Genomic DNA, 19,941 nt, shown 5'->3' with positions numbered 1-19,941 from the left:
GTTGATCACCATTTATCGCGCAAAATGGCGCACAGTTTTCGCGCCGCGCTTCAGCCGACAGCCGAAGCCCCCTCCACCGTCACCCAGCCCAGGACACACAATGATCATCAACAGCACTGCCCCGGCCACCGCTGCGCCCATCGCCAACGATGACCAGCCGATCAAGGCCGCTTACTTCTGGCCGGAGATCGACCCGGCCCACGCCCGCGCCGCCATGCGGCTGGACGGCACCGTCACCGCGCCGCGGCTGCGCCATGCGCTGGTGGAGGCCGTCGCCGGCGTCAATCAAGAGCTGAGCGGCTGGCGGCAAATCCGCACCGCCGCCGGCGCCAGCCAGCTAGCCGAGGTGGCGGCCGAACAGATCGACGGCGAGTCGGTGCTGATGCAACGCTGGCGCCGCGCGGTCTACGCCACCGCCGCCGCCGAGCTGGCCGAACGCTACCGCAGCTTTGACACCACCGGCGCCGGCCGCCAACGCGCCGACGATCTGGACAGCACCGCCGACGACCTGCGCGCCGATGCCCGCGCCGCCATCCGCGCCATTTTGGCGGTGGGCCGCGCCACGGTGGAGCTGATCTGATGCGCGCCATCCGCGCCGACCAGGGCGACACCGTGGACGCCATCGCCTGGCGCGCCTACGGCACAACCCGCGGCGTGGTGGAGCGGATTCTCAGCGCCAACCCCGGACTGGCCGACCTGGGCGCGGTGCTGCCCATGGGAACGCTGGTGCAGCTGCCCGACTTGCCGACCGACCCCGCGCCGGCGCAAACCCTCATCAACCTATGGGACTGAATCACATGGCCGAACCCGTAAGCAGTACCGCCACCACCGCCACCCTGGCCGCCGTCGCCGGGCTGGCCCTGTTCCCCGGCATCGACGCCGCCACCGTTTTGGGAGCCTTCGCCGGCGCCGCGGTGTTCGTGCTGAGTTCCGACAGCCTGGGCCTGGCCAAGCGCGCGATGTTCTTCATTGCCAGCTTCATCGCCGGTTGTCTGGCCGCCGCCTCCGTCGCCGGCCTGCTGGCCAAATGGATGCCGATCGAGGCGAGCCCCGGCGTCGGCGCGCTGATCGCCGCCGCCCTAGCCGTCAAGGTCTTGCTGTACCTGATCCGCCTGGCCGACGACCCGGCCAAGGCGTTGCGCACGCTGAAAGGGGGCGGCCAATGATCGCCCATGCCCACATCGTGCTGGCCGTCGCCCTTGCCCTGGTCCTGCTGGCCTTCCAGCGCGGCGACAGCCAGCACCGCCCCATTGCCAGCCTGTTGGCTTACCTGCTGATCGTCGCCGCCGGCGCGGTGGCGGTGCTGCACCTGTTCGGCCTGCCGCAGCTGGCCGACGGCCCGCAGCTGTTTCTCAACGCCGTATGGCTGCTGGCGTTGCTGGCCCAGCGCGGCAACGTGGTGGAGCTGTTCCGCGCCAGCGGCCCGCGCCAATCGCGGCTGGCCATCCTGCTGAGGAGGGAGACATGGATCTGATCTTGAAGAAGGGCGACCACGGCCAGGCGGTGCAAGACCTGCAAGCCCAGCTCCGCGCCCAGGGCGCAGCGCTGGCGATAGATGGCTGGTTTGGCGAAGCCACCGAAACCGCCATCGCCCAGGCGCAGCGCCGCGCCGGGCTGGTGGTGGACGGCATCGCCGGCCGCAAGACCTTGGCGGCGCTGCGCGGCGTACGCGACCCGCGCCGGCTGACCGAAGCCGACCTGCAGGCCGCCGCCGCCCGCCTGGGCGTGGCGCTGGCCAGCATCAAGGCTATCCACGCGGTGGAGTCGCGCGGCAGCGGATTTCAGGCCGATGGCCGGCCCGTCATCCTGCTGGAACGGCATGTCGCCTACCAGCGCGCCGGCGTCGCCCACCAAGATGCGGCACAGCTGGCCACCCGTTATCCGGCCATCTGCAATCCCGCCCGCGGCGGCTACGCCGGCGGCGCGGCCGAGTGGGTGCGCTTCGCCAGCCTGGCGGCGGTGGCCGGCGACCTTGTCGCCATCGAGTCTTGCAGCTGGGGGCTATTCCAGATCATGGGCTATCACTGGCAGCGGCTGGGCTACGCCAGCGCCGCAACATTCCGCGCCGCGATGGAATCGGGCGAGGCCGCCCAGCTGGAAGCCTTCGCCCGTTTCATCGAAGCCGAGCCGGCGCTGCTCAAGGCCCTGCAGGCCAAGCGCTGGGCCGACGTGGCCAAGCTCTACAACGGCCCGGCCTACAAGGAAAACCTCTACGACAGCAAGCTGGCGGCGGCCTACGCCCGCGCGGAAAGGCTGAGCGCATGATGGCCGCCCTCGCCCGCCGCTTCGCCGGCACTCTGCTGATCGCGCTGGCGCTGCTCGCCGGCTTCACACTGTGGCAGCAGCGCGACCAGCTCCAGCGCCAGGCCGCAGAGCTGGCCACCGCCACGCAAGACAGCGCCCGCTTGGCCACGCTCAACCAGCTGCAAGCCGAGCAGCTGGCGGCCCAGGCTATCGACATCAAGTTGCAGGCCGCCGCCAGCCGCGAGCTGGCCGAACAGGTGACCGCCCTATCCCGCAAACACGCCGCCGCCGCGGCCAAACTGGAGGCCGCCATCCATGCCACGCCTGCCGCCGCTGCCTGGGGCAGCGCTGCTATTCCTGCTGACCTTGCCCGCCTGTTCGACACCACCGCGCCAGCCGGCGCCGCGCCCGCTGCTGCTGCAACGCTGCCCGGCGGTGACGGCCTGTCCGCTGCCGGCGCTGGCGCCAACCACCAACCAGCAACTGGCCGACAGCTGGCAGCAGCACCGGGCGGCGCTTGAATCCTGCGCCGCGCAGATCGATCACATCATCCATTGCCAACAGAACACGCCATGACCGATTTCTACGACCGCGCCCAGGCGCTGGAACAACTCCAGCGCGATGCCGCGCTGGCCCGCCAGCTCGCCAACATCACCCACCGCGCCAGCCTCAGCCATTGCGAGGATTGCGCCGAGCCGATACCCGACGCCCGCCAGCGCATCGTCGCCGGCTGCTCGCGCTGCGTGCAGTGCCAACAGGAATTCGAACGCTATGAACAAGCCCGCTAGCCTGCGCCAGGCGCTGGAAGCGGCGCTGCCGGAGCTGCGCGACAACCCCGACCGGCTGCTGATGTTCATTGAAGATGGCGGCATCGTCGCCGCCCCCGGCCGGCTGTCGTTCGGCTATCGCTACACCGTCAAACTGATCGTCACCGACTACGCCGGCCACCTCGACCAGCTCATCATCCCGCTGCGCGGCTGGATCGAAGCCAACGAGCCGCCGCTGATCCAGAACCCGGAACGGCTGGAAAAAGGATTCCGCTTTGAAGCCGAGCTGACCAGCCTAGCCGCGATGGATGTAGAGATCACGCTCCAACTGACCGAAGGGGTCAAAGTTCAGACAGAGGCAGACGGCAGCATTACCGCCACCCACCGCGGCGAGCCGCCCGAGCCATGGGCCTGGGATATCACGGTGAAAAATGAACATGATGCAGCTTGAAACCGAGCTGTCCGGCCTGTTGCAGCGGGTGGAGCCGGCGGCCCGCCGCGCGCTGGCTCGCGACATCGCCAAAGCGCTGCGCGCCAGCCAGCAGCAACGCATCCGCGACCAGCTCAACCCGGACGGCAGCGAGTTCACGCCACGCAAGCCGCAATTCCGCGCAAAGAAGGGCAAAATCCGCCGCCAGATGTTCAGCAAGTTGCGCGCCGCCAAGTGGCTGAAGGTGGAAGCCACCACCAACGGCGCCGCCGTTGCTTTCGTCGGCCAGGTGGAACGCATCGCCCGCGTCCATCAATACGGCCTGCGCGACCGCGTCAGCCGGCGCAGCCGCCGCGAAACGCAATATCCGGCGCGCGAGCTGCTGGGCTTCGCCGCCGCCGATATCGAAGTTATCCGCGACCAGATGCTGGCCCATCTATCCAAGTAACACCCGCCACAAGGAAGCACCATGCAACACACGCAAATCAGTCTACGCAATACCAATTGCATCAAGATCAACCTGCATAGCAGCCCGCTCAAAAAAAGTGGGGGCGCTTTTTGGAAAAGCGCCCCCACTTTTGCATCAAACTTAACTCAAAAAATACTTAAAAAATTCAATACAGCACGCCCCTGGACGATTTCCCCCATCATAAATTAAGGTCAATCCTCAAAGTACACCGTCAAGCAGAGTCGAACAGATTCACTATCGGAAACTTGACTCCTTTGCCGTTCTTGCCATAGCCATCATACTTCGTAGGATCAACAATATGGCCAAAATCTTCAGCGCCAATTCCAGCATTAGCTGCATACTGCTTAGCTTGGCGCTCTATCAGTGGAAGGTTTTTTTTCATTTCCTCAACTGAATCAGAATACCTAGCCTTGACATCAGGATCTGTCGTTGTATCAGCTATTTTCTGGAATGCGATGATATTGGACTGAACCGTGCCAATAACTGACATTCGCTCATTGTAAGCTACCGCATATCCCATTGGCCCCATGATCGGCTCCTAAGCATCACGCATTGAATTGACAATGGTTAATTGTAGCTCAGAAAGGCAACTTGGGAGAGCTTGGGAACAGCTTGTAAGTGCTTATACTGACATCAACCACACCCACACCGGTGTAAGGATTGAACGACGTCAGCTTACCTTGGCAATTCAGATATGTTGAATACTCATAATTCAACGGTGTAATTGTCAGCTTCGGAATAGAAAGCTGAGTACGGGGGTCAATATTGGATACAAAGCTAATCTCACACCCAGGAGCATTACTCGTCACACCAGTCAAAGGCTTACTACGGTAAATGATATCCACACTGTCAATGCCAATGTTTGCCGGCAACAAAGAGTATACATAGGTTGACACTGTGCTTTTTGCTGGCAGTGTCGCCGGAAGATGCGGACTGAACGACATATAGTCCTTGCCTTCCTTTTCAAGATAGAACGGATCGCTAATATTTTTAATATTGACGGTTACTGCCGCGCACGCGGCGCTGGAAATCCCAAGAACTAATAAACCAGCAATGAGCTTTCTCAACATCTCAACACTCCAAAATTTTATTAATCTGAGATTCGATTTTCACGTCACTTATGACAGGTGGTAACTGACAAAATGATCAGTATCACAATCTAGTCAGTTGTGAGGGTTCACCACACAACACCCACCCCGCGACACCCCATGCCGGCCCGTGCAAACTGCCCGGCATGGACGATTACGCAGACCTCTCCCGCCGCATTGAGTCGCTGATCCGCCTGGGCACCATCGCCCAGGTGGATCACGACGCCGAGCGCGTGCGCGTGCAATCCGGCGACCTCACCAGCCACTGGCTACCCTGGCTCGCGCCGCGCGCTGGCCAGACCCGCGACTGGAACCCGCCCACCGAGGGCGAGCAGGTGATATTGCTCTGTCCCAGCGGCGACCCGGCGACCGCCATTGTGCTGCTGGGCCTGTATTCCGATCAGCGGCCGGCGCCCTCCCACAGCCCCGACGAACATTTGCGCGTCTACCCGGACGGCGCCCGCATCCTCTACAACCACGCCGCCGGCGCGCTCAGCGTGTCCGGCATCCAGACCGCCACGGTGCAGGCCGCCGTACTCGTCACCGTGAGTTGCCCGGAAACCGTCATCACCGGCAACGTCACGATCCTGGGCCGCTTGACCGTGCTGGGCGACGTGATAGCCAGGGCGAAAGCTACCGTGTCCGGCCTGTTCAGTTACCTCGCCGGCATGGCGGGATCGGGCGGCGCCGGCGGCGCGTCCACCACCATCAGCGGCAACATCAACCATAGCGGCGGCGCGTTGTCGTCCAACGGCGTGACGCTGCACAGCCACACCCACCCCGACCCGCACGGCGGCAATACGGAGCCACCCCGATGAGCAGCTACACCGGCATGGACGCCGCTACCGGCCGCGCCATCCACGATGACGACCACATCCGCCAATCCATCGCCCGCATCCTCACCACCCCGCGCGGCTCGCGCATCGAGCGGCGCGAGTTCGGCAGCATCCTGCCGGACCTGATCGACCGCCCGCTAAACGGCAAGACCCGCATGCAGGCGATGGCCACCACCGTCATGGCGCTGGCCGCCTGGGAGCCGCGGATAGAACTGACACGCGTCCTCTTGCAGACCGGAACCGGCGCCGCGGCTGGCGCGCTGACCATCGACATCGACGCCAGGCGCCGGGCCGGCGGCCAGCCGCTGCAATTTGCCATTCCCTTGAGGAGCTGACCGCATGGCCATAGACCTGACCCGCCTGCCCGCGCCGACCATCGTGGATGCCATCGATTACGAAACTCTGCTTGAGGCCTACAAATCCGGTTTTCTTGCGCGGGTCCCGCCTGAGCAGCGCGCGAGCTACGCCGCCGCGCTGCAACTGGAAAGCGAGCCGATCACCATGGCGCTGCAGCTGGCCAGCTACCGCGAAATGCTGCTGCGCCAGCGCGTCAACGAAGCCGCCCGCGCCAGCCTGCTGGCCTACGCCGCCGGCGCCGATCTCGACAACCGCGCCGCAGACTACGGCGTGCAGCGGCTGCTGATCCAGCCAGCCAACCCGGACGTCACCCCGCCAACCGAGGCGCTATGGGAAGACGACAGCCGGCTGCGCTATCGCTGCCAGATGGCGCTGGAAGGGCTGGCCAGCGGCGGGCCGCGCGGCGCGTACTTGTTTCATGCCTTGAGCGCCAGCGCCGAGGTGCTGGATGCCGATGTGGATACCCCGGCCGGCGGCGTGGTGCGGGTGTGGCTGCTGGGCCGTGACGGCATCGCCAGCCCAGCGCTATGCGATACCGTCGCCGCCGCGTTGAGCGCCGAGGACGTGCGTCCGCTGTGCGACACGGTGCAGGTCTGCGCCAGCCAGCCGCTGGCATTCGCTATCGATGCCCGCATCCTGTACCAGCCTGGCGGCGAGGCCGCCAGCGGCGGACTGGCCGGCGCCCGCGACCGACTGGACCGGATGCTTGCCGAGCGCCGCAAAATCGGCGGCAGCGTGCCGCGCTCCGCCATTGACGCCGCATTGCATGTGCCAGGCGTGGACCGTGTCAGCATCGCCAGTCCGGCGGCGGACGTGCTGTGCGGCGTTGGCCAGTTTCCCGACTGCGCCGCCATCACGGTGACGCCGCAATGAGCCGCCAACTGCTGCCGCCCAACCGCACGCCGCTTGAAGCCGCGCTGGCCGATGCCTGCGCGCTGACGCTGGACCCATCGCCGATTCGTGGCCTGGCCGACAGCCGCCGCTGCCCGGCGCCGCTGCTGCCCTGGCTGGCGTGGTCCCGCAGCGTGGCAAACTTCGACGCCGCCGCCACCGAGGAGCAACAACGCGCCCTGATTGCCTCCTCCGTCGCCGTCCACCGCCGCAAGGGAACCCTCTCGGCTGTGCGCCAGGTGTTCCGCGACCTCGGTCTGGGCGAAGTGCGAATCAACGAGGGCAACCACCACTACCAGGCAGACGGCGAACTGGTGGCCGATGGCTTCGGCACCGCAGGCGATCCCGCCGGCTGGCCTGAATACCGGGTGCAGATCGACAAGATGCTGAGCCTGGAGCAGGCCGCCGCTGCCCGCAGAATTCTCAATGATGTGGCCCCGGCACGTTGCGTGCTGTGGGGCTTGGACTTCACCGGCGCCACACTGATCGCCAACGGCTACGCCAGCGCCAACGGCGCCTATACCGCAGGAGTGATACGAACATGACAGCCCTTCCCATCCCCGCTACGCCCGGTTGGCCCGGCGTCACCCGCTACGAGGTAACGGAGCGATTGCTGGGCGGCGACGGCGGCCCGCTCAACCGTGCGCCGTCCGAGTTGCTGGAGCGCACCGAGTACCTGAAGAAGCAGATAGACGACATCGTGTCCGGCGCGCTGGTGGCCGAGTACGCCGACCGCCTCAAGACCCCGCGCAACCTCGCCATGACCGGGGATGGTAGCTGGAGCGTGACGTTCGACGGCAGCGGCAATGTCAGCGGCGCGCTGACGCTGGCAAACAGCGGCGTGACCGCCGGTAGTTACGGCATGGTGACGGTGGATGCGAAAGGCCGCGTGGCAGCTGGGCGACAGATGACGGCGGCGGACGTGCCAGCGCTGGACTGGAACAAGATTGCCAGCGGCAAGCCATCCACCCTCGCCGGCTACGGCATCGCCGACGCCGCCAGCAAGGCCGAATTGCAAGCCGCCATTGATGGCGTGGTGGCCGGTGCGCCCGGCGCGCTCAACACCCTGCAAAAGCTGGCGACGGCACTGGACAATGACGCCAGCTTCGCCGCCAACCTGACCAAGAAGCTGGCCGGCAAAGCCGACAAAGCCAGCACCTTGGCTGGCTACGGCATCACCGACGCCGCCACCAAGGCCGAGCTGCAAGCGGCTATCAGTAACGTCATCGCCGGCGCACCGGGCGCCCTGGACACCCTGCAAGAGCTGGCGGCCGCGCTGGACAATGACGCCAGTTTTGCGGCCAACCTGACCAAGAAGCTGGCCACCAAGGCCGACAAGGCCGCCACGCTGGACGGTTATGGCATCGCCGATGCATTGCCACTGCGGGCGGATATTGCATCGGCGGTAGATCTGGACACCCTCACTATCACCGGCATTTACCACAATCCCGCCAACGATAATGCGATCAAGGGCAAGAATTGGCCCTGCCCACAGGCCGGCCAACTGACCGTGAGGGCGACCGGCGAGATGGTCTATCACACCTATCAGGCGTTTGCCGATGGGGGATTCTGGCACCGCTGCCGCTATCAGGGCCGCTGGACTGTGTGGCGCCAGCTGGCGGATGCCGCCACCACGCAGGATGGCATCACCGCCGCCGCGCCGCCTGGGCAGATTGCCTATTTCGCCCGCGACACGCCGCCGCCGGGCTGGATCATCTGCAACGGCGCGCAGGATGTATCGCGCGCAACCTACGCCGCACTGTTTGCGGCCATTGGTGAGCGATTCGGCGCTGGCGATGGCAAAACCACATTCGGCGTGCCAGATCTACGCGGCGAGTTTATCCGCGGCTGGGATGCTGGGGGCGGTGTAGACGTCGCCGGCCGCAGTTTTGGTAGCCGCCAGGCCTCTCAGAATCTGGCACACGATCACGCCATCCCGACACCGGCAGGCAATATTGCCGGCCAGGACACTGTCCTCGTGGACAATGGCGGCGCGCCGCTGGATTTGGGCGCGCGGCAGGCGTCAAATGAATTGTTGGGAGAGTGGAACGGCAGCGGCAGGTATTTGCGTTACGCGACATACAGCACCGGCGGCAACGAGTCCCGGCCCCGCAACGTCGCGCTGCTGGCCTGCATCAAAGTCTGAGGGGGTACCAATGAACGAACAAAAAATAGTGTATTGCTACAGCGCCGCGACCGGCGAATGCACCGGGCAAACCACGGCGCAACGCTCGCCGCTGGATGTGGACGAGGTCTATCTGATTCCCGCCTGGGCGGCAGAAGCTGCCCCTCCGGCGGCCGGCCCGCGCCACGCGGCCGCCTGGCGCGCGGCCGACGGCAGCATCCCCGCCCATTGCATCCTGGGTGGCGGCTGGCAGCTGCTGCCGGATTGGCGCGGCGTGCCGCTGTGGGACACCGCCACGGCGCAGCCGATTGCCGCGCAGCTGGGCGACACGCCGGAGGCGCTGGGCGCGACCGAGCTGGCGCCGCCACCGTTTGGCGTGTGGGATGGCGCGGGTTGGAGCGTTGACCACGCCGCCGCGTTGGCCGCACAGCGTGCCGCAGTCGAAACGGAAATCGCCGCGCGGCGCGGCCAGGCCGATGCGGCCATTGTGCCGCTGCATGATGCGGCTGACCTGGGCATGGCGACGCCAGCTGAAGCCGAACTGTTGGCCGCCTGGCGGCGCTACCGGGTGGAGCTGTCCCGCGTGCCGCAGCAGCCAGGCTACCCGGCCGCAGTCAATTGGCCGGCACCGCCAGCCGCACTATGACAAAGCCCCGCATTCGCGGGGCTGTTTGTTTATGCCGCCTTGCCTTGCGGCGGTGGCCGTTTGCCGATCTGATCGACTTCAAATCTCAGGGCGGCGACGGCCGCATCCGAGATAAACCCAATCGATGGGTCATCGTGATGGGATGCCAGGGTGTGGCCGATTTTATCTAGGCAGCAACAGAGATTTTCTAGGGTGTCACGCGGCGAGGTTCCAATAAGGGGATTCAAATGAATAGCTTCAGAGCGATTGCGCATTTTCTTGCCTTTTAGTTTTTGCTTTTGGGTGAAAAATTCCAAAACAGTATTTTTATGGAATTTCTCGCGGCTGCATATTGGCTTAATCGCTAATACGCTGCATAACATCAGGCAAAAATATGTGCGCGATGAGTAAGCGGGCATCCAGCCGCTTGTCTCCCGCCGCCGGCTTAAGCCCCAGTTTTTTCATGGAATTTTCGATATGGGCGCGGATGGTGCGCTCGCTGATGTCCAGCATTTCCGCCGCCCGGCGGTGGCTTTTCCCAGCGGCGATAAGTAAAACTACGGATACCTCGGAATCGGATAGCTGGCCCAATTGCCGGGCCTGCACGCTGTCGCGCAATGCCGCATCCGCCAACAGCTCGCGCAAATCCACAGCCATCCCGGCCCGCATATGCAGCGGCACATCCTGCCGGGCTATTTTCTCCAGCATGCTCAACAACGACAGCATATCCCTCTCGTCCGCTTGTTCCAGAAATTGATGGACCAAGGCGGAGACGGGAAACGGCATGAGCAATTACGTGAAAATACGGATTATTTCATCCTAGGTTGTGCCGTCCTTCCACACAACAAGCGTCAGCTGACCAGACAGATTTAGCGCGGCAACATGCTCAGAACCTCACCCGGAGACTGAGACATGCCCCAGGATTACCACCACGGCGTGCGCGTGCTTGAAATCGCCAACGGCACGCGCCCCATTCGCACGATTTCCACCGCCGTCATTGGCATGGTCTGCACCGCAGACGATGCCGACCCGGCCGCCTTCCCGCTCGACACCGCGGTACTGATCACCGATGTTCAGCGCGCCATCGGCCAGGCCGGCAGCAAAGGCACGCTGGCCGCCAGCCTCGACGCCATCGCCGACAACGCCAGCCCGCTGGTGGTGGTGGTGCGGATCAAGACCGGCAAGGACGAGGCCGAGCAAAACGGCCTCGTCATCGGCACCACCACCGCGGCCGGCCAATACACCGGCCTGAAAGCGTTGTTGTCTGCCCAGCAGCGCGTCGGCGTGCGTCCGCGCATCTTGGGCGCGCCCGGCCTGGACACGCTGCCGGTTGCCACCGAACTGGCGGCCATCGCCGTCAAGCTGCGCGCCATGGCCTATATCAGCGCCTGGGGCTGCAAGACCAAGGAAGACGTCGCCGCCTACCGCGCCAACTTTGGCCAGCGCGAGCTGATGCTGATCTGGCCGGACTTCCTGGTTTGGGATAGCGCCGCCGGCAAGGATGCCATCGCGCCGGCCACCGCCCACGCGCTGGGCCTGCGCGCCGCGCTGGACGAGTCCGAAGGCTGGCACAAGACGCTTTCCAACGTCGTGGTGCAAGGCGTCAGCGGCATCAGCCGCGATGTGTATTGGGACTTGCAGCACCCGGCCACCGACGCCGGCTACCTCAACGAAAAAGGCATCACCACCCTGATCCGCCGCGAAGGCTTCCGCTTTTGGGGAAGCCGCAATTGCTCCAGCGACCCGCAGTTCCCATTCGAGTCGTCCACCCGCACCGCCCAGGTGCTGGCCGACACCATCGCCGAGGCCCATATGTGGGCGATGGACAAGCCGCTGACGCCGGTACTGGTGAAAGACATCGTGGAGGGCATCAACGCCAAGGGCCGCGAGCTGGTGACGGCCGGCTATCTGCTGGGCTTCCGCGCCTGGTACGACGAGAGCGCCAACGACAAGGAAGGACTAAAGACCGGCAAGCTGGCCATCGACTACGAATACACCGAAGTTCCGCCGCTGGAAAACCTCACCTTCCGCCAGCGCATCACCGACCGCTACCTGATGGATTTCGCCGACCAGGTCAACCGCTAACCCCAGGAGAACCCCATGGCAGGACTGCCGCGCACCCTGCGCAAATTCAACGTATTCAACAACCGCAAAAGCTTTGTCGCCGAATGTCTGGAAATGAAGCTGCCCAAGCTCGCCATGAAGACCGAGGAGTACCGCGGCGCCGGCATGATCGGTTCCGTCGATCTGCTCAAGGGCATCGACAAGCTGGAAATGGAACACACCTACAGCGGGCCGGTTGAAGAAATCGTCGCCAGCTTCGGCGCCGACAAACACGACGCGTCAGAACTGCGCTGGATGGGCAGTTATGCCGATGAAAGCGACGGCAGCGACCACGCGGTGGAAGTCGTCGCGCGCGGCCGCCACAACGAGCTGGACCTGGGCGACGCCAAGGCCGGCGACAACGGCAGCTTCAAAGTAAAAACCAGCCTCAGCTATTTCAAGCTGGTGGTAAACGGCAAGGAATGGATGGAGCTGGATGTGGTGAACGACGTGTTCAAAGTCATGGGCGTGGACCGCCAGGCCCAGCACCGCAAAAACGTAGGTCTGTAACTCACCCTCACGGCCTGCCGCCGGCGGGCCGACACACTCCATAGGAATCATCATGAGCGAAAACATCATCACCCTGGACACCCCGATCAAGCGCGGCGACAGCGAAATCACCGCCATCGAGCTGCGCAAGCCCGGCGCCGGCGAGCTGCGCGGCATCAAGCTGTCCGACCTCCTGCAGATGGACGTCAGCGCGCTACACAAAGTGCTGCCGCGCATCACCAGCCCGGCGCTGAACGAGCAAGACGTCACCAAGATGGACGTGGCGGACTTCACCGAATGCGCCTCGATGGTGGCGGCTTTTTTGCTGAAGAAATCGGAACAGCAGGATATCCCATCTCCGCAAGCGTAGACGACGCCATCGCCGACATTGCTACCGTGTTCCACTGGCCGCCCGCCGCCTATGACGCCATGCCGCTGGCCGAGCTGGCCAGCTGGCGCGAGCGCGCCCGCCTTCGATCAGGAAACGCCGACGAATGAGCAAGCTAAAACTGGAAGTCGTCCTCGCCGCCGTGGACAAGCTGACCCGGCCCTTGAAACAAGCGATGGCCGGCAACAAGGAGCTGGCGCGCGCCGTGAAGGAAAGCCGCGACCAGCTCAAGGCGCTGCAAGCCACCCAGGGCAGCATTGACGCCTTCCGCAAGCTGACGAAAGAAAGCAAGGATGTTGGCCAAAACCTGACGGGCGCGCGCCAGCGCCTGGAGGAAGTGCGCAAGCAGATGCAACAGACCGGCGGCGCCAGCGACAAGCTGGCCCGCCAGTTCGCCGCCGCCGAGCGCGCGGTGGACAAGCTCGCCATTGCTCACCGCAAAAAGCTGGATGCAGCCCGCGCCGCATCCAGCGCCATGCAGCGCGAAGGCATCGACACCCGCCAACTCTCCGCCACCGAAGCCAGCCTGGCCGGCAAGATCGCCGCCACCAATGCCGCGCTGGCGACACGGGAGGCGGCGCTGGGCCGTGTCGCCGGCCGGCAGCGCCAGTTGAACGAGGCCCAGCAGCGCTATAGCCGTCAATTGGAGGCACGCGACAAGGTGGTCGGCGGCAGTGCCGCTACCGTCGCCACCGGAGCGGCCATCGGTGCGCCTGCGGTCAAGATGGTGGCCGACTTCAGCAGTTTCGAAGACGCCATGCTGGGCGTGGCCAAGCAGGTGGATGGCGCGCGCGATGACAATGGCCGACTGACCGCCACCTATTACCAGATGGGCGACGCCATCAAGGCTATGGCCGAGAAAATCCCGATGGCCACCACCGAGATAGCCGCGCTGGTGGAGGGCAGCGCGCGGATGGGCATTCAGGGCAAAGACAATCTGCTGGAGTTTGCCCGCGTCGCCGCCCTAGCCTCGACCGCGTTTGACCTGCCGGCGGACCAGCTATCCGAAGACATGGGTAAGATCGCCAACATCTACAAAGTCCCAATCAAGGACATCCAACAACTGGGCGACGTCATCAACTACCTGGATGACAATGCGCAGTCCAAGGGCGCCGACATCATCAATGTGATGCAGCGCATCGCTGGCAGTGTCGGCAGCATGAACTACAAGGAAGCCGCGGCGCTTGGCTCCACCTTCTTGTCGCTAGGATCATCGCCGGAGATCGCCGCCACCGCCACCAAGGCCATGGTGCGCGAGCTGCAAATTGCCGAGAAGCAGCCCAAGCGTTTCCAAAAGGGGCTGAAAGAGCTGAGCCTCAGCGCCAAGGCGATAGAAGCGCAAATGGCGAAGGACTCCACCGGCACCATCCTGAAGGTGATGGAGGCGGTCAATAAACTGCCCAAAACCAAACAAATGGGCGTGATGGTGGATCTGTTCGGCAAGGAATACGGCGATGACGCCGCCAAGCTGGCCGACAACCTGGGCGAATACCGCAAGCAGTTGCAACTGGTGAACGAGGCCAAGGCCAAGGGCAGCATGCAGCGTGAAGGCGATGCCAAGAGCGACACCCTGTCCGCGCAGTGGCAGATGACGAAAACCCGGCTGTTCAATCAGTCATCCGCCATGGGCCAGGCGCTGCGCCAGCCGCTGATGGACATCATGAGCGCCACGGCGGACATCCTGCAGCGTATCTCCGGCTGGACCAAGGCCAACCCGGCGCTGGCTGCCACGCTGGTGAGGATCGCCGCAGCCGTGTCCGTGCTGCTGGCCGTGGTGGGCACGCTGGGCTTGGCGATTGCCGCCGTACTCGGCCCGCTCGCGCTGGCCCGCCTCAGCCTGTCCACCTTGGGCATTCGCGCCGGCGGCCTGGCCGCGCGCTTCGGCGGGCTGGGCGGCGCGGCCGGCAAGACTGGCCATGCGATGAAGGCAGGCTGGGCCACCGCGGCGAAAGCGGCCAAGGGCGCCGGCCAGGTCATCGCCACCGCCTGGAGCAATTCCAACCCGCGCGAGCCGTTGAAACGGCTGTGGGAAATGACCAAGGGGCTGAAAACCACCCTGCCGGCGGCGATGCGCGCCAGCATCAGCAAAAGCCGCGAACTGGCCAGCAACGTCAGCAACAAGTTCAAGGCCGGCAAGCTCGCCGTCTATAAGTACACCGCCGCACTGTGGCGCGCCGTTGCCGCCCAGCTGGCGCTGGCGCGCGCCAGCGCAGGGTCAAAACTCGGCGCGGTAACGCAGTACGTCAAAACCCGTGGCGTCAAAGGCATGGCTTGGGATGGCGTCAAGGGCGGCGGCAAGCTGATTGGCGGCGGTCTGGCTGCCGCCGGGTCCGGCGCGGTGAGCGCCATCATGGGCATTGGCCAGGCGCTGATATTCGTCGGCCGCTTGGCCATGGCCAACCCCATCGGTCTAGTCATTGGCCTGGCCGCCCTGCTCATCTACAAGTATTGGGAACCAATCAAGGCATGGTTCAGCGGCTTTTGGGAGGGGCTGAAAGAAGGGCTGGCGCCGTTGGGGGCGATATTCGATCAAGTCTTTGCCGCCATCGGCCCGGCGCTGGAACCGTTGCGCCCGGTATGGGACTGGCTGGTCGGCGCATTCAAGACCGCATGGGAATGGGTATCCAAGTTGTTGGGACCAGTGGACGCCAGCAAGGAAAGCCTGGACAAGGCCGCCGGCGCCGGCAAGGGCTTCGGCAAAATGTTGGCGGGGCTGATCGTCATCGGCGCGGAGCTGGCCGCCAAGTTCGTGACAGTGGGCCTGGACATCATGTCCGGCATCGTCAGCGGCATCAAAAAGGGCATCGTGTGGGTCAAGGACGCCATCCTGGGCGTGGGCGAGCTGTTGCCGGAATGGCTGCGCAAGAAGCTGGACATCCATTCGCCGTCCCGCGTGTTCGCCACCATCGGTGGCTACACCATGGCCGGGCTGGAACAGGGTATCGACAAAGGCCAGGCCGGGCCGCTGGCCGCCGTGCAGTCCGCGGCGAAGAAGATCACCGCCGCCGGCGCCGGCATGGTGCTGGCCACCGCGCCGGCGATGGCCGGCCAGCTGGACACCCGCCCGCCGCTGCGCGCCCATGCGCCGGCCGTCGCTGCGCCGGCCAGCTTCAACATCACCATTCACGCCGCGCCCGGCATGAACGAGCAGCAGCTGGCCGCGCTGGTGCAACGCCAAGTAGCGCAGGCGCTGGCCAATGCCCAAAACCAACAAGCCGCGCGCCAGCGCAGCCGCCTGGGAGACTTCGACTAAATGCTATCCCTTGGCCCGATCAAATTGCCGATGATGGCGCTGGGGCTGTTCGTCTTCATGATGGACACCTTGCCCTATCAGGATTTCAAACAGCGCTACGGCTGGCGCTGGCCGTCCAATAGCCGCGTCGGCGCGCGGCCGTCCTATCAGTTCCTGGGCGTGGACGAGGAAACCATTACCCTGTCCGGCAGGCTAATGCCGGAGCTGACCGGCGGCGACACCGCGCTATCCCTGCTCAAGCTGATGGCGGACCAGGGCAAAGCCTGGCCGCTGATCGAAGGCACCGGCACCATATACGGCTTCTTCGTGGTGGAAAGCCTGGAGGTTTCCCGACAAGAGTTTTTCAGCGACGGCAAGGCGCGCTGCATCGACTTCACCCTGTCGCTGAAACGCACCGACGACAGCCTGCTGGACGCCCTGGGCGCGCTCACCCGCAGCGTGCTGGAGCTGGCGGCATGAGCCTGATAGACGACGCGGCCGGCGCCGGTGGCCAGCTCTACCAACAGGGCGCCGACATGCTGGGCGGCGTCGGTGACATGTTGGGCGACACCCTGGGCGGCATCGGCGGCGCGCTAGGCCAGCCCAAGCGGCCGGCCTGCCGCATCGTGCTATCCGGCAAAGACATCACCGCCAAGCTGGAGCCGCGGCTGATCAGCCTGAGCCTGACCGACAACCGCGGATTCGAGGCGGACCAGCTAGATATCGTGCTGGACGACAGCGACGGCAAGCTGGACATCCCGGAACGCGGCGTCACCGTCAGCGTGGCCATCGGCTGGGCCGGCCAGGCGCTGGTGGACAAGGGCAGCTACATCGTTGACGAGGTGGAACACACCGGGGCGCCGGACACCCTCACGCTACGCGCCCGCGCCACCGATCTGCGCGCCGGCATCGCCACCAAGCGGGAAAAGAGCTGGCACAAAACCACCGTGGGCGCCATCGTGCAGGCCATCGCCAAAGCCAACGGCCTGACGCCGGCCATCCCCGCCTGGCTGGCCAGGCAGAAGGTGGAGCATATCGACCAGACCAGCGAGAGCGACGCCAATCTGCTGACCCGCCTAGCCAAGCAGTACGACGCCATCGCCACCGTGAAGGCCGGTCGGCTGATCTTCTGCAAAGCCGGCGACGCCGAAACCGTCACCGGCCGCCCCTTCCCCGCCTGCCTGATCAGCCGCCGGAGCGGCGATAACCACCGCTTCAATGTCGCCGACCGCAACGCCTATACCGCCGTCAAAGCCTACTGGCATGACGTGCGCGGCGCGAAAAAGGGCGAGGTGATCGTGGACGCGAACACCAAGTTTGAACGCCGCGCCACCGTCACCAAGCTCGGCCGCAAGAGCAAGCGCACCAAGCTGACGGCGATACAGCAGAAAGGGATGGAGCCGAGCAGCCAAAACGTGAAGGTGCTGCGCCATGTCTACGTCAGCGAGGCGACTGCCCTGCAAGGTGCCAAGGCCGCCTGGCAAAAGCTGCAGCGCGGCGTAGCGGAATTCTCCATCACCCTGGCCGAAGGCTGCCCGGAGCTATTCCCCGAGCTGCCGGCCCAGGTGCAAGGCTTCAAGCCCGTCATCGACGCCACCGGCTGGGTATTGAAGAAAGTCACCCACCAGCTGGGAGACGGCGGCTACACCACGGCGCTGGAGCTGGAGGCAAGGCTGAAAAGTATCGACTAACTTAATGAAACTTCTTTATGGGTTTTCCAAATCGAAATTGACATCTGAGTGCAACTCAGAACGGAATCAATATTTAGATACTGAAGCACCTAATGCAGGACCATGACAAAACCTGCCAATTAGTACAGTATAATACATACACTTACAGCATAATCAAACAGCATGATCTATAAAAGTTCAGGGGTATCAATCCCACATGACTTTTCCAACTATTCTTAAGGATTTACCATGGCCTATGCTCAGTGGGTGGCAATTACGATTGTTCCTGACAACTATACAGTTACTATCAAAAATGTGGCCCATTCCTGGGGTAAGTTCTATGCAGAAGGCAATAAAGACGAGGAAATTCCAGCCAGTCAAATCGAAGGCCAAGTAATTACTGAAGACGACACTTACACAATCTATGCTTGTGGCCGTGAAAATGCCTCATCTGGCACTGAGGGGTCTTTTGATATTTATGATGGATCAACCAAGGTTGGCACATATACTTGGGATTGTCCCTGGGGATCAAAAGAAAATAGTTCAAACTTCAGCCCTGCCGGCGCTCAGCCTCCCTATAACCGCTACATCACTGAGCCATCTGGCGCGAATTTGGACAGCGGAGCGCTGGGCAATGTGACCCTTGAAACCATGAAGAAAAAACGTCAAAAACAAGCGTGAACCCCCAAAAAAACCACACAGATTGGTTATGAAAATTGCCGTTAACTTTTACAAGTTAACGGCAATTTTCATTTGACACACCCCAATACCATAAAAGCTGTGCCCAATCGGATTGATCGTCACCACCTCAGCATCTTCTGTCACACACCAACCCATAAAACCAACCATCCAAATCACTGGCAGGGTATTGAAGATGATCACGCATCAGCTGGCAGTGGCGGCTACACCACCGCGCTGGAGCTGGAGGAGCGGCTGGAAGATGTGGTCGGATGACAAATAACCCCAGAGTTATTGACACACCACCCTCTCAGAGTTATAGTAACCCCATCAACAACGAAACAAGGGGCAGGATGAATAGTCGGGAGTTCATAAGGATGCTGATGGATGACGGGTGGTTTGAAGTTGCCTGCAAGGGTAGTCACCACCAGTTCAAGCATCCCACCAAACCCGGCCGAGTAACAGTCAAGCATCCCACCAAAGATTACAAAATCGGAACGTGGAATAGCATGCTGAAACAAGCCGGATTGAAGTGATGAAGCAGCCAGCCCCGCAAGGGGTTGGCTTTCCTGCCAAGCATCAGCCCGCTACAACCAAGGGAACCAAGACCATGTTGTTTCCAATCGCCATCGAGCCGGGCGACGCCGACCACGCCTACGGCGTGATCGTGCCAGATATCCCAGGGTGCTTCTCCGCGGGTGATACCCTGGATGAAGCCATGAGCAGCGCAAAAGAGGCCATCGACCTGCACCTGGAGGGGCTGGACGAGGACGACGCCATCATCCCCACTGCTGGGACGGTGCAGGCCCACTCCGCCAATCCTGAGTACCAGGGCTTTATCTGGGCAGTGGTGGAGGTGGACATTACCCGCTATTTGGGCAAGGCCACCAAGATCAATGTCACGCTCCCGGCAAACTTGATCCGCCGCATTGATGACTTTGTTGGCGCCCATCCTGAGTACGACAGTCGCTCCGGCTTCCTGGCTCGGTCCGCGCTGAAGGAACTTCAGCAGTCCGCATAGGGCTGTCCACCATCGCCAGTGGATAACCCTGTGCGCAACCGCCGCCAGGGCAATGAAAAAGCGCCTCTTGCTGGAGGCGCTTATTTTTTGGGCGGAAGTTGTATCGGGGAGCGGCACAACAGAGCGGCCGACCGCCAGGCCGCCGGCGCGGCTACAGTAGGCGCATCCAAATGCCGGAGCGCTCACATGGACTTTAGCCGCCTGAACCAATATGCCGCCCTGTCCGACGATGACTTGAACGAAGCCATCGCCGCCAGCTACTGGCGCATCCCCGACGAAGTGCGGGACGCGCCCTACTTCCATCATCCCAACTACTGCCGCGACTGGTTCGAGTCGGCCAAGATCGTGTCGGACATCGCCATGAATCGGGGCGATGAGGTGCGGGACGCTTTCGATGCTGCCTTGTCCTGTTTGGTCAGCGGCAGCACCCGCCCGCATAAAGTCCTGTTGATCAGCGCACCGCGTGAGGTCTGCATGGCGGCGTTATTTGCAACACACTGGACTTCCAGGTGATTTCACCTATGCGCC

General features: G+C 63.4%; 32 protein-coding genes. 28 read left to right on the top strand and 4 right to left on the bottom strand.

Going from position 1 to position 19,941, the window contains the following annotated elements; genetic code table 11:
• Positions 1–100 precede the first annotated feature (100 nt).
• The 10 genes from BI347_RS20805 to BI347_RS23765 all read left to right on the top strand — a co-directional run bounded on the left by BI347_RS20805 (position 101) and on the right by BI347_RS23765 (position 4,099).
• Positions 101–580 (top strand): head completion/stabilization protein, encoded by a 480-nt coding sequence (locus BI347_RS20805; protein ID WP_071116973.1) that lies wholly within the window; start codon positions 101–103, stop codon positions 578–580.
• Positions 580–792 carry a tail protein X gene (locus tag BI347_RS20800; RefSeq protein ID WP_071113203.1) on the top strand — a complete coding sequence of 71 codons (213 nt, stop codon included), beginning with the start codon at positions 580–582 and terminating at the stop codon, positions 790–792. The genes BI347_RS20805 and BI347_RS20800 overlap by 1 nt, the downstream gene beginning before the upstream one ends.
• A gap of 5 nt (positions 793–797) precedes the next feature.
• Positions 798–1,166 (top strand): putative holin, encoded by a 369-nt coding sequence (locus BI347_RS20795; protein ID WP_071112975.1) that lies wholly within the window; start codon positions 798–800, stop codon positions 1,164–1,166.
• Entirely contained in the window at positions 1,163–1,474 is a 312-nt protein-coding gene (locus tag BI347_RS20790; protein WP_071116972.1) for a phage holin family protein, read from the top strand. Before BI347_RS20795 ends, BI347_RS20790 begins: the two co-directional genes overlap by 4 nt.
• Positions 1,465–2,265: an N-acetylmuramidase domain-containing protein gene (locus BI347_RS20785; RefSeq protein ID WP_071116971.1), complete on the top strand. Its 801-nt coding sequence runs from the start codon at positions 1,465–1,467 to the stop codon at positions 2,263–2,265. The genes BI347_RS20790 and BI347_RS20785 overlap by 10 nt, the downstream gene beginning before the upstream one ends.
• Before the next feature lie 294 nt (positions 2,266–2,559).
• Positions 2,560–2,820: an Rz1-like lysis system protein LysC gene (gene lysC / locus BI347_RS25065; RefSeq protein ID WP_420837181.1), complete on the top strand. Its 261-nt coding sequence runs from the start codon at positions 2,560–2,562 to the stop codon at positions 2,818–2,820.
• Positions 2,817–3,032, top strand: coding sequence for a TraR/DksA family transcriptional regulator (locus BI347_RS20775; protein WP_071112861.1), 216 nt, complete (start codon positions 2,817–2,819; stop codon positions 3,030–3,032). Before lysC ends, BI347_RS20775 begins: the two co-directional genes overlap by 4 nt.
• Positions 3,016–3,462: a phage tail protein gene (locus tag BI347_RS20770; protein WP_071116969.1), complete on the top strand. Its 447-nt coding sequence runs from the start codon at positions 3,016–3,018 to the stop codon at positions 3,460–3,462. The genes BI347_RS20775 and BI347_RS20770 overlap by 17 nt, the downstream gene beginning before the upstream one ends.
• Positions 3,449–3,889: a phage virion morphogenesis protein gene (locus BI347_RS20765; RefSeq protein ID WP_239690975.1), complete on the top strand. Its 441-nt coding sequence runs from the start codon at positions 3,449–3,451 to the stop codon at positions 3,887–3,889. The genes BI347_RS20770 and BI347_RS20765 overlap by 14 nt, the downstream gene beginning before the upstream one ends.
• Before the next feature lie 21 nt (positions 3,890–3,910).
• Entirely contained in the window at positions 3,911–4,099 is a 189-nt protein-coding gene (locus BI347_RS23765) for a hypothetical protein (RefSeq protein ID WP_139167282.1), read from the top strand.
• Between the two features lie 22 nt (positions 4,100–4,121).
• Here the strand turns inward: BI347_RS23765 and BI347_RS23760 are convergent, their stop codons facing one another.
• The gene (locus BI347_RS23760; protein WP_139167281.1) at positions 4,122–4,439 is read right to left on the bottom strand and encodes a hypothetical protein; all 318 of its coding nucleotides are present in this window, start codon (positions 4,437–4,439) and stop codon (positions 4,122–4,124) included.
• A gap of 49 nt (positions 4,440–4,488) precedes the next feature.
• Positions 4,489–4,980, bottom strand: a complete 492-nt coding sequence (locus BI347_RS23755; RefSeq protein WP_139167280.1) for a hypothetical protein — start codon at positions 4,978–4,980, stop codon at positions 4,489–4,491.
• Positions 4,981–5,144: 164 nt separating this feature from the next.
• On the opposite strand from BI347_RS23755, the gene BI347_RS20760 reads away from it, so the two are divergent.
• The 6 genes from BI347_RS20760 to BI347_RS20735 are packed head-to-tail and all read left to right on the top strand — an operon-like array spanning position 5,145 to position 9,853.
• A complete protein-coding gene (locus tag BI347_RS20760) occupies positions 5,145–5,816 on the top strand; it encodes a phage baseplate assembly protein V (RefSeq protein ID WP_071116967.1) in 672 nt (223 codons plus the stop codon).
• Positions 5,813–6,169: a GPW/gp25 family protein gene (locus BI347_RS20755; RefSeq protein WP_071116966.1), complete on the top strand. Its 357-nt coding sequence runs from the start codon at positions 5,813–5,815 to the stop codon at positions 6,167–6,169. Before BI347_RS20760 ends, BI347_RS20755 begins: the two co-directional genes overlap by 4 nt.
• Before the next feature lie 4 nt (positions 6,170–6,173).
• Positions 6,174–7,064 (top strand): baseplate assembly protein, encoded by an 891-nt coding sequence (locus tag BI347_RS20750; RefSeq protein ID WP_071116965.1) that lies wholly within the window; start codon positions 6,174–6,176, stop codon positions 7,062–7,064.
• A complete protein-coding gene (locus tag BI347_RS20745; protein WP_071112854.1) occupies positions 7,061–7,627 on the top strand; it encodes a phage tail protein I in 567 nt (188 codons plus the stop codon). Before BI347_RS20750 ends, BI347_RS20745 begins: the two co-directional genes overlap by 4 nt.
• The gene (locus BI347_RS20740) at positions 7,624–9,228 is read left to right on the top strand and encodes a tail fiber protein (protein WP_083339096.1); all 1,605 of its coding nucleotides are present in this window, start codon (positions 7,624–7,626) and stop codon (positions 9,226–9,228) included. Before BI347_RS20745 ends, BI347_RS20740 begins: the two co-directional genes overlap by 4 nt.
• 10 nt (positions 9,229–9,238) lie before the next feature.
• Entirely contained in the window at positions 9,239–9,853 is a 615-nt protein-coding gene (locus BI347_RS20735) for a tail fiber assembly protein (protein ID WP_071116963.1), read from the top strand.
• Between the two features lie 29 nt (positions 9,854–9,882).
• Here BI347_RS20735 and BI347_RS23750 read toward each other — a convergent pair whose 3' ends face one another.
• Positions 9,883–10,149: a hypothetical protein gene (locus tag BI347_RS23750; RefSeq protein WP_139166948.1), complete on the bottom strand. Its 267-nt coding sequence runs from the start codon at positions 10,147–10,149 to the stop codon at positions 9,883–9,885.
• 40 nt (positions 10,150–10,189) lie between these two features.
• Positions 10,190–10,558 carry a helix-turn-helix domain-containing protein gene (locus BI347_RS20730; RefSeq protein ID WP_158020832.1) on the bottom strand — a complete coding sequence of 123 codons (369 nt, stop codon included), beginning with the start codon at positions 10,556–10,558 and terminating at the stop codon, positions 10,190–10,192.
• Between the two features lie 186 nt (positions 10,559–10,744).
• On the opposite strand from BI347_RS20730, the gene BI347_RS20725 reads away from it, so the two are divergent.
• The 12 genes from BI347_RS20725 to BI347_RS20680 all read left to right on the top strand — a co-directional run bounded on the left by BI347_RS20725 (position 10,745) and on the right by BI347_RS20680 (position 19,926).
• Entirely contained in the window at positions 10,745–11,917 is a 1,173-nt protein-coding gene (locus BI347_RS20725; RefSeq protein WP_071116961.1) for a phage tail sheath protein, read from the top strand.
• Positions 11,918–11,932: 15 nt separating this feature from the next.
• The gene (locus BI347_RS20720) at positions 11,933–12,445 is read left to right on the top strand and encodes a phage major tail tube protein (RefSeq protein ID WP_071112849.1); all 513 of its coding nucleotides are present in this window, start codon (positions 11,933–11,935) and stop codon (positions 12,443–12,445) included.
• Between the two features lie 52 nt (positions 12,446–12,497).
• Entirely contained in the window at positions 12,498–12,794 is a 297-nt protein-coding gene (locus BI347_RS20715; RefSeq protein ID WP_071112848.1) for a phage tail assembly protein, read from the top strand.
• On the top strand, positions 12,722–12,922 hold the full coding sequence (locus BI347_RS25060) for a GpE family phage tail protein (RefSeq protein ID WP_071112847.1): 201 nt from the start codon (positions 12,722–12,724) through the stop codon (positions 12,920–12,922). Before BI347_RS20715 ends, BI347_RS25060 begins: the two co-directional genes overlap by 73 nt.
• Positions 12,919–16,065 (top strand): phage tail tape measure protein, encoded by a 3,147-nt coding sequence (locus BI347_RS20705; RefSeq protein ID WP_071116960.1) that lies wholly within the window; start codon positions 12,919–12,921, stop codon positions 16,063–16,065. The genes BI347_RS25060 and BI347_RS20705 overlap by 4 nt, the downstream gene beginning before the upstream one ends.
• Positions 16,066–16,524, top strand: coding sequence for a phage tail protein (locus BI347_RS20700; RefSeq protein WP_204378124.1), 459 nt, complete (start codon positions 16,066–16,068; stop codon positions 16,522–16,524).
• Positions 16,521–17,735, top strand: coding sequence for a phage late control D family protein (locus BI347_RS20695; RefSeq protein ID WP_239690974.1), 1,215 nt, complete (start codon positions 16,521–16,523; stop codon positions 17,733–17,735). Before BI347_RS20700 ends, BI347_RS20695 begins: the two co-directional genes overlap by 4 nt.
• Before the next feature lie 228 nt (positions 17,736–17,963).
• Positions 17,964–18,395, top strand: a complete 432-nt coding sequence (locus tag BI347_RS23100; protein WP_083339094.1) for an aegerolysin family protein — start codon at positions 17,964–17,966, stop codon at positions 18,393–18,395.
• 72 nt (positions 18,396–18,467) lie between these two features.
• The gene (locus BI347_RS23745; RefSeq protein WP_139167279.1) at positions 18,468–18,668 is read left to right on the top strand and encodes a hypothetical protein; all 201 of its coding nucleotides are present in this window, start codon (positions 18,468–18,470) and stop codon (positions 18,666–18,668) included.
• A complete protein-coding gene (locus BI347_RS20690) occupies positions 18,665–18,928 on the top strand; it encodes a type II toxin-antitoxin system HicA family toxin (protein ID WP_338032401.1) in 264 nt (87 codons plus the stop codon). The genes BI347_RS23745 and BI347_RS20690 overlap by 4 nt, the downstream gene beginning before the upstream one ends.
• Positions 18,928–19,413 (top strand): type II toxin-antitoxin system HicB family antitoxin, encoded by a 486-nt coding sequence (locus BI347_RS20685; RefSeq protein WP_239690973.1) that lies wholly within the window; start codon positions 18,928–18,930, stop codon positions 19,411–19,413. The genes BI347_RS20690 and BI347_RS20685 overlap by 1 nt, the downstream gene beginning before the upstream one ends.
• A gap of 186 nt (positions 19,414–19,599) precedes the next feature.
• Positions 19,600–19,926 (top strand): hypothetical protein, encoded by a 327-nt coding sequence (locus tag BI347_RS20680; RefSeq protein WP_071116959.1) that lies wholly within the window; start codon positions 19,600–19,602, stop codon positions 19,924–19,926.
• Positions 19,927–19,941: the final 15 nt, after the last annotated feature.

The sequence above is a fragment of the Chromobacterium sphagni genome (genome assembly GCF_001855575.1).
GTDB classification, from domain to species: domain Bacteria; phylum Pseudomonadota; class Gammaproteobacteria; order Burkholderiales; family Chromobacteriaceae; genus Chromobacterium; species Chromobacterium sphagni.
Note: the sequence above shows the minus strand (reverse complement) of the source record. Positions and strands in the feature narration are given on the sequence as shown.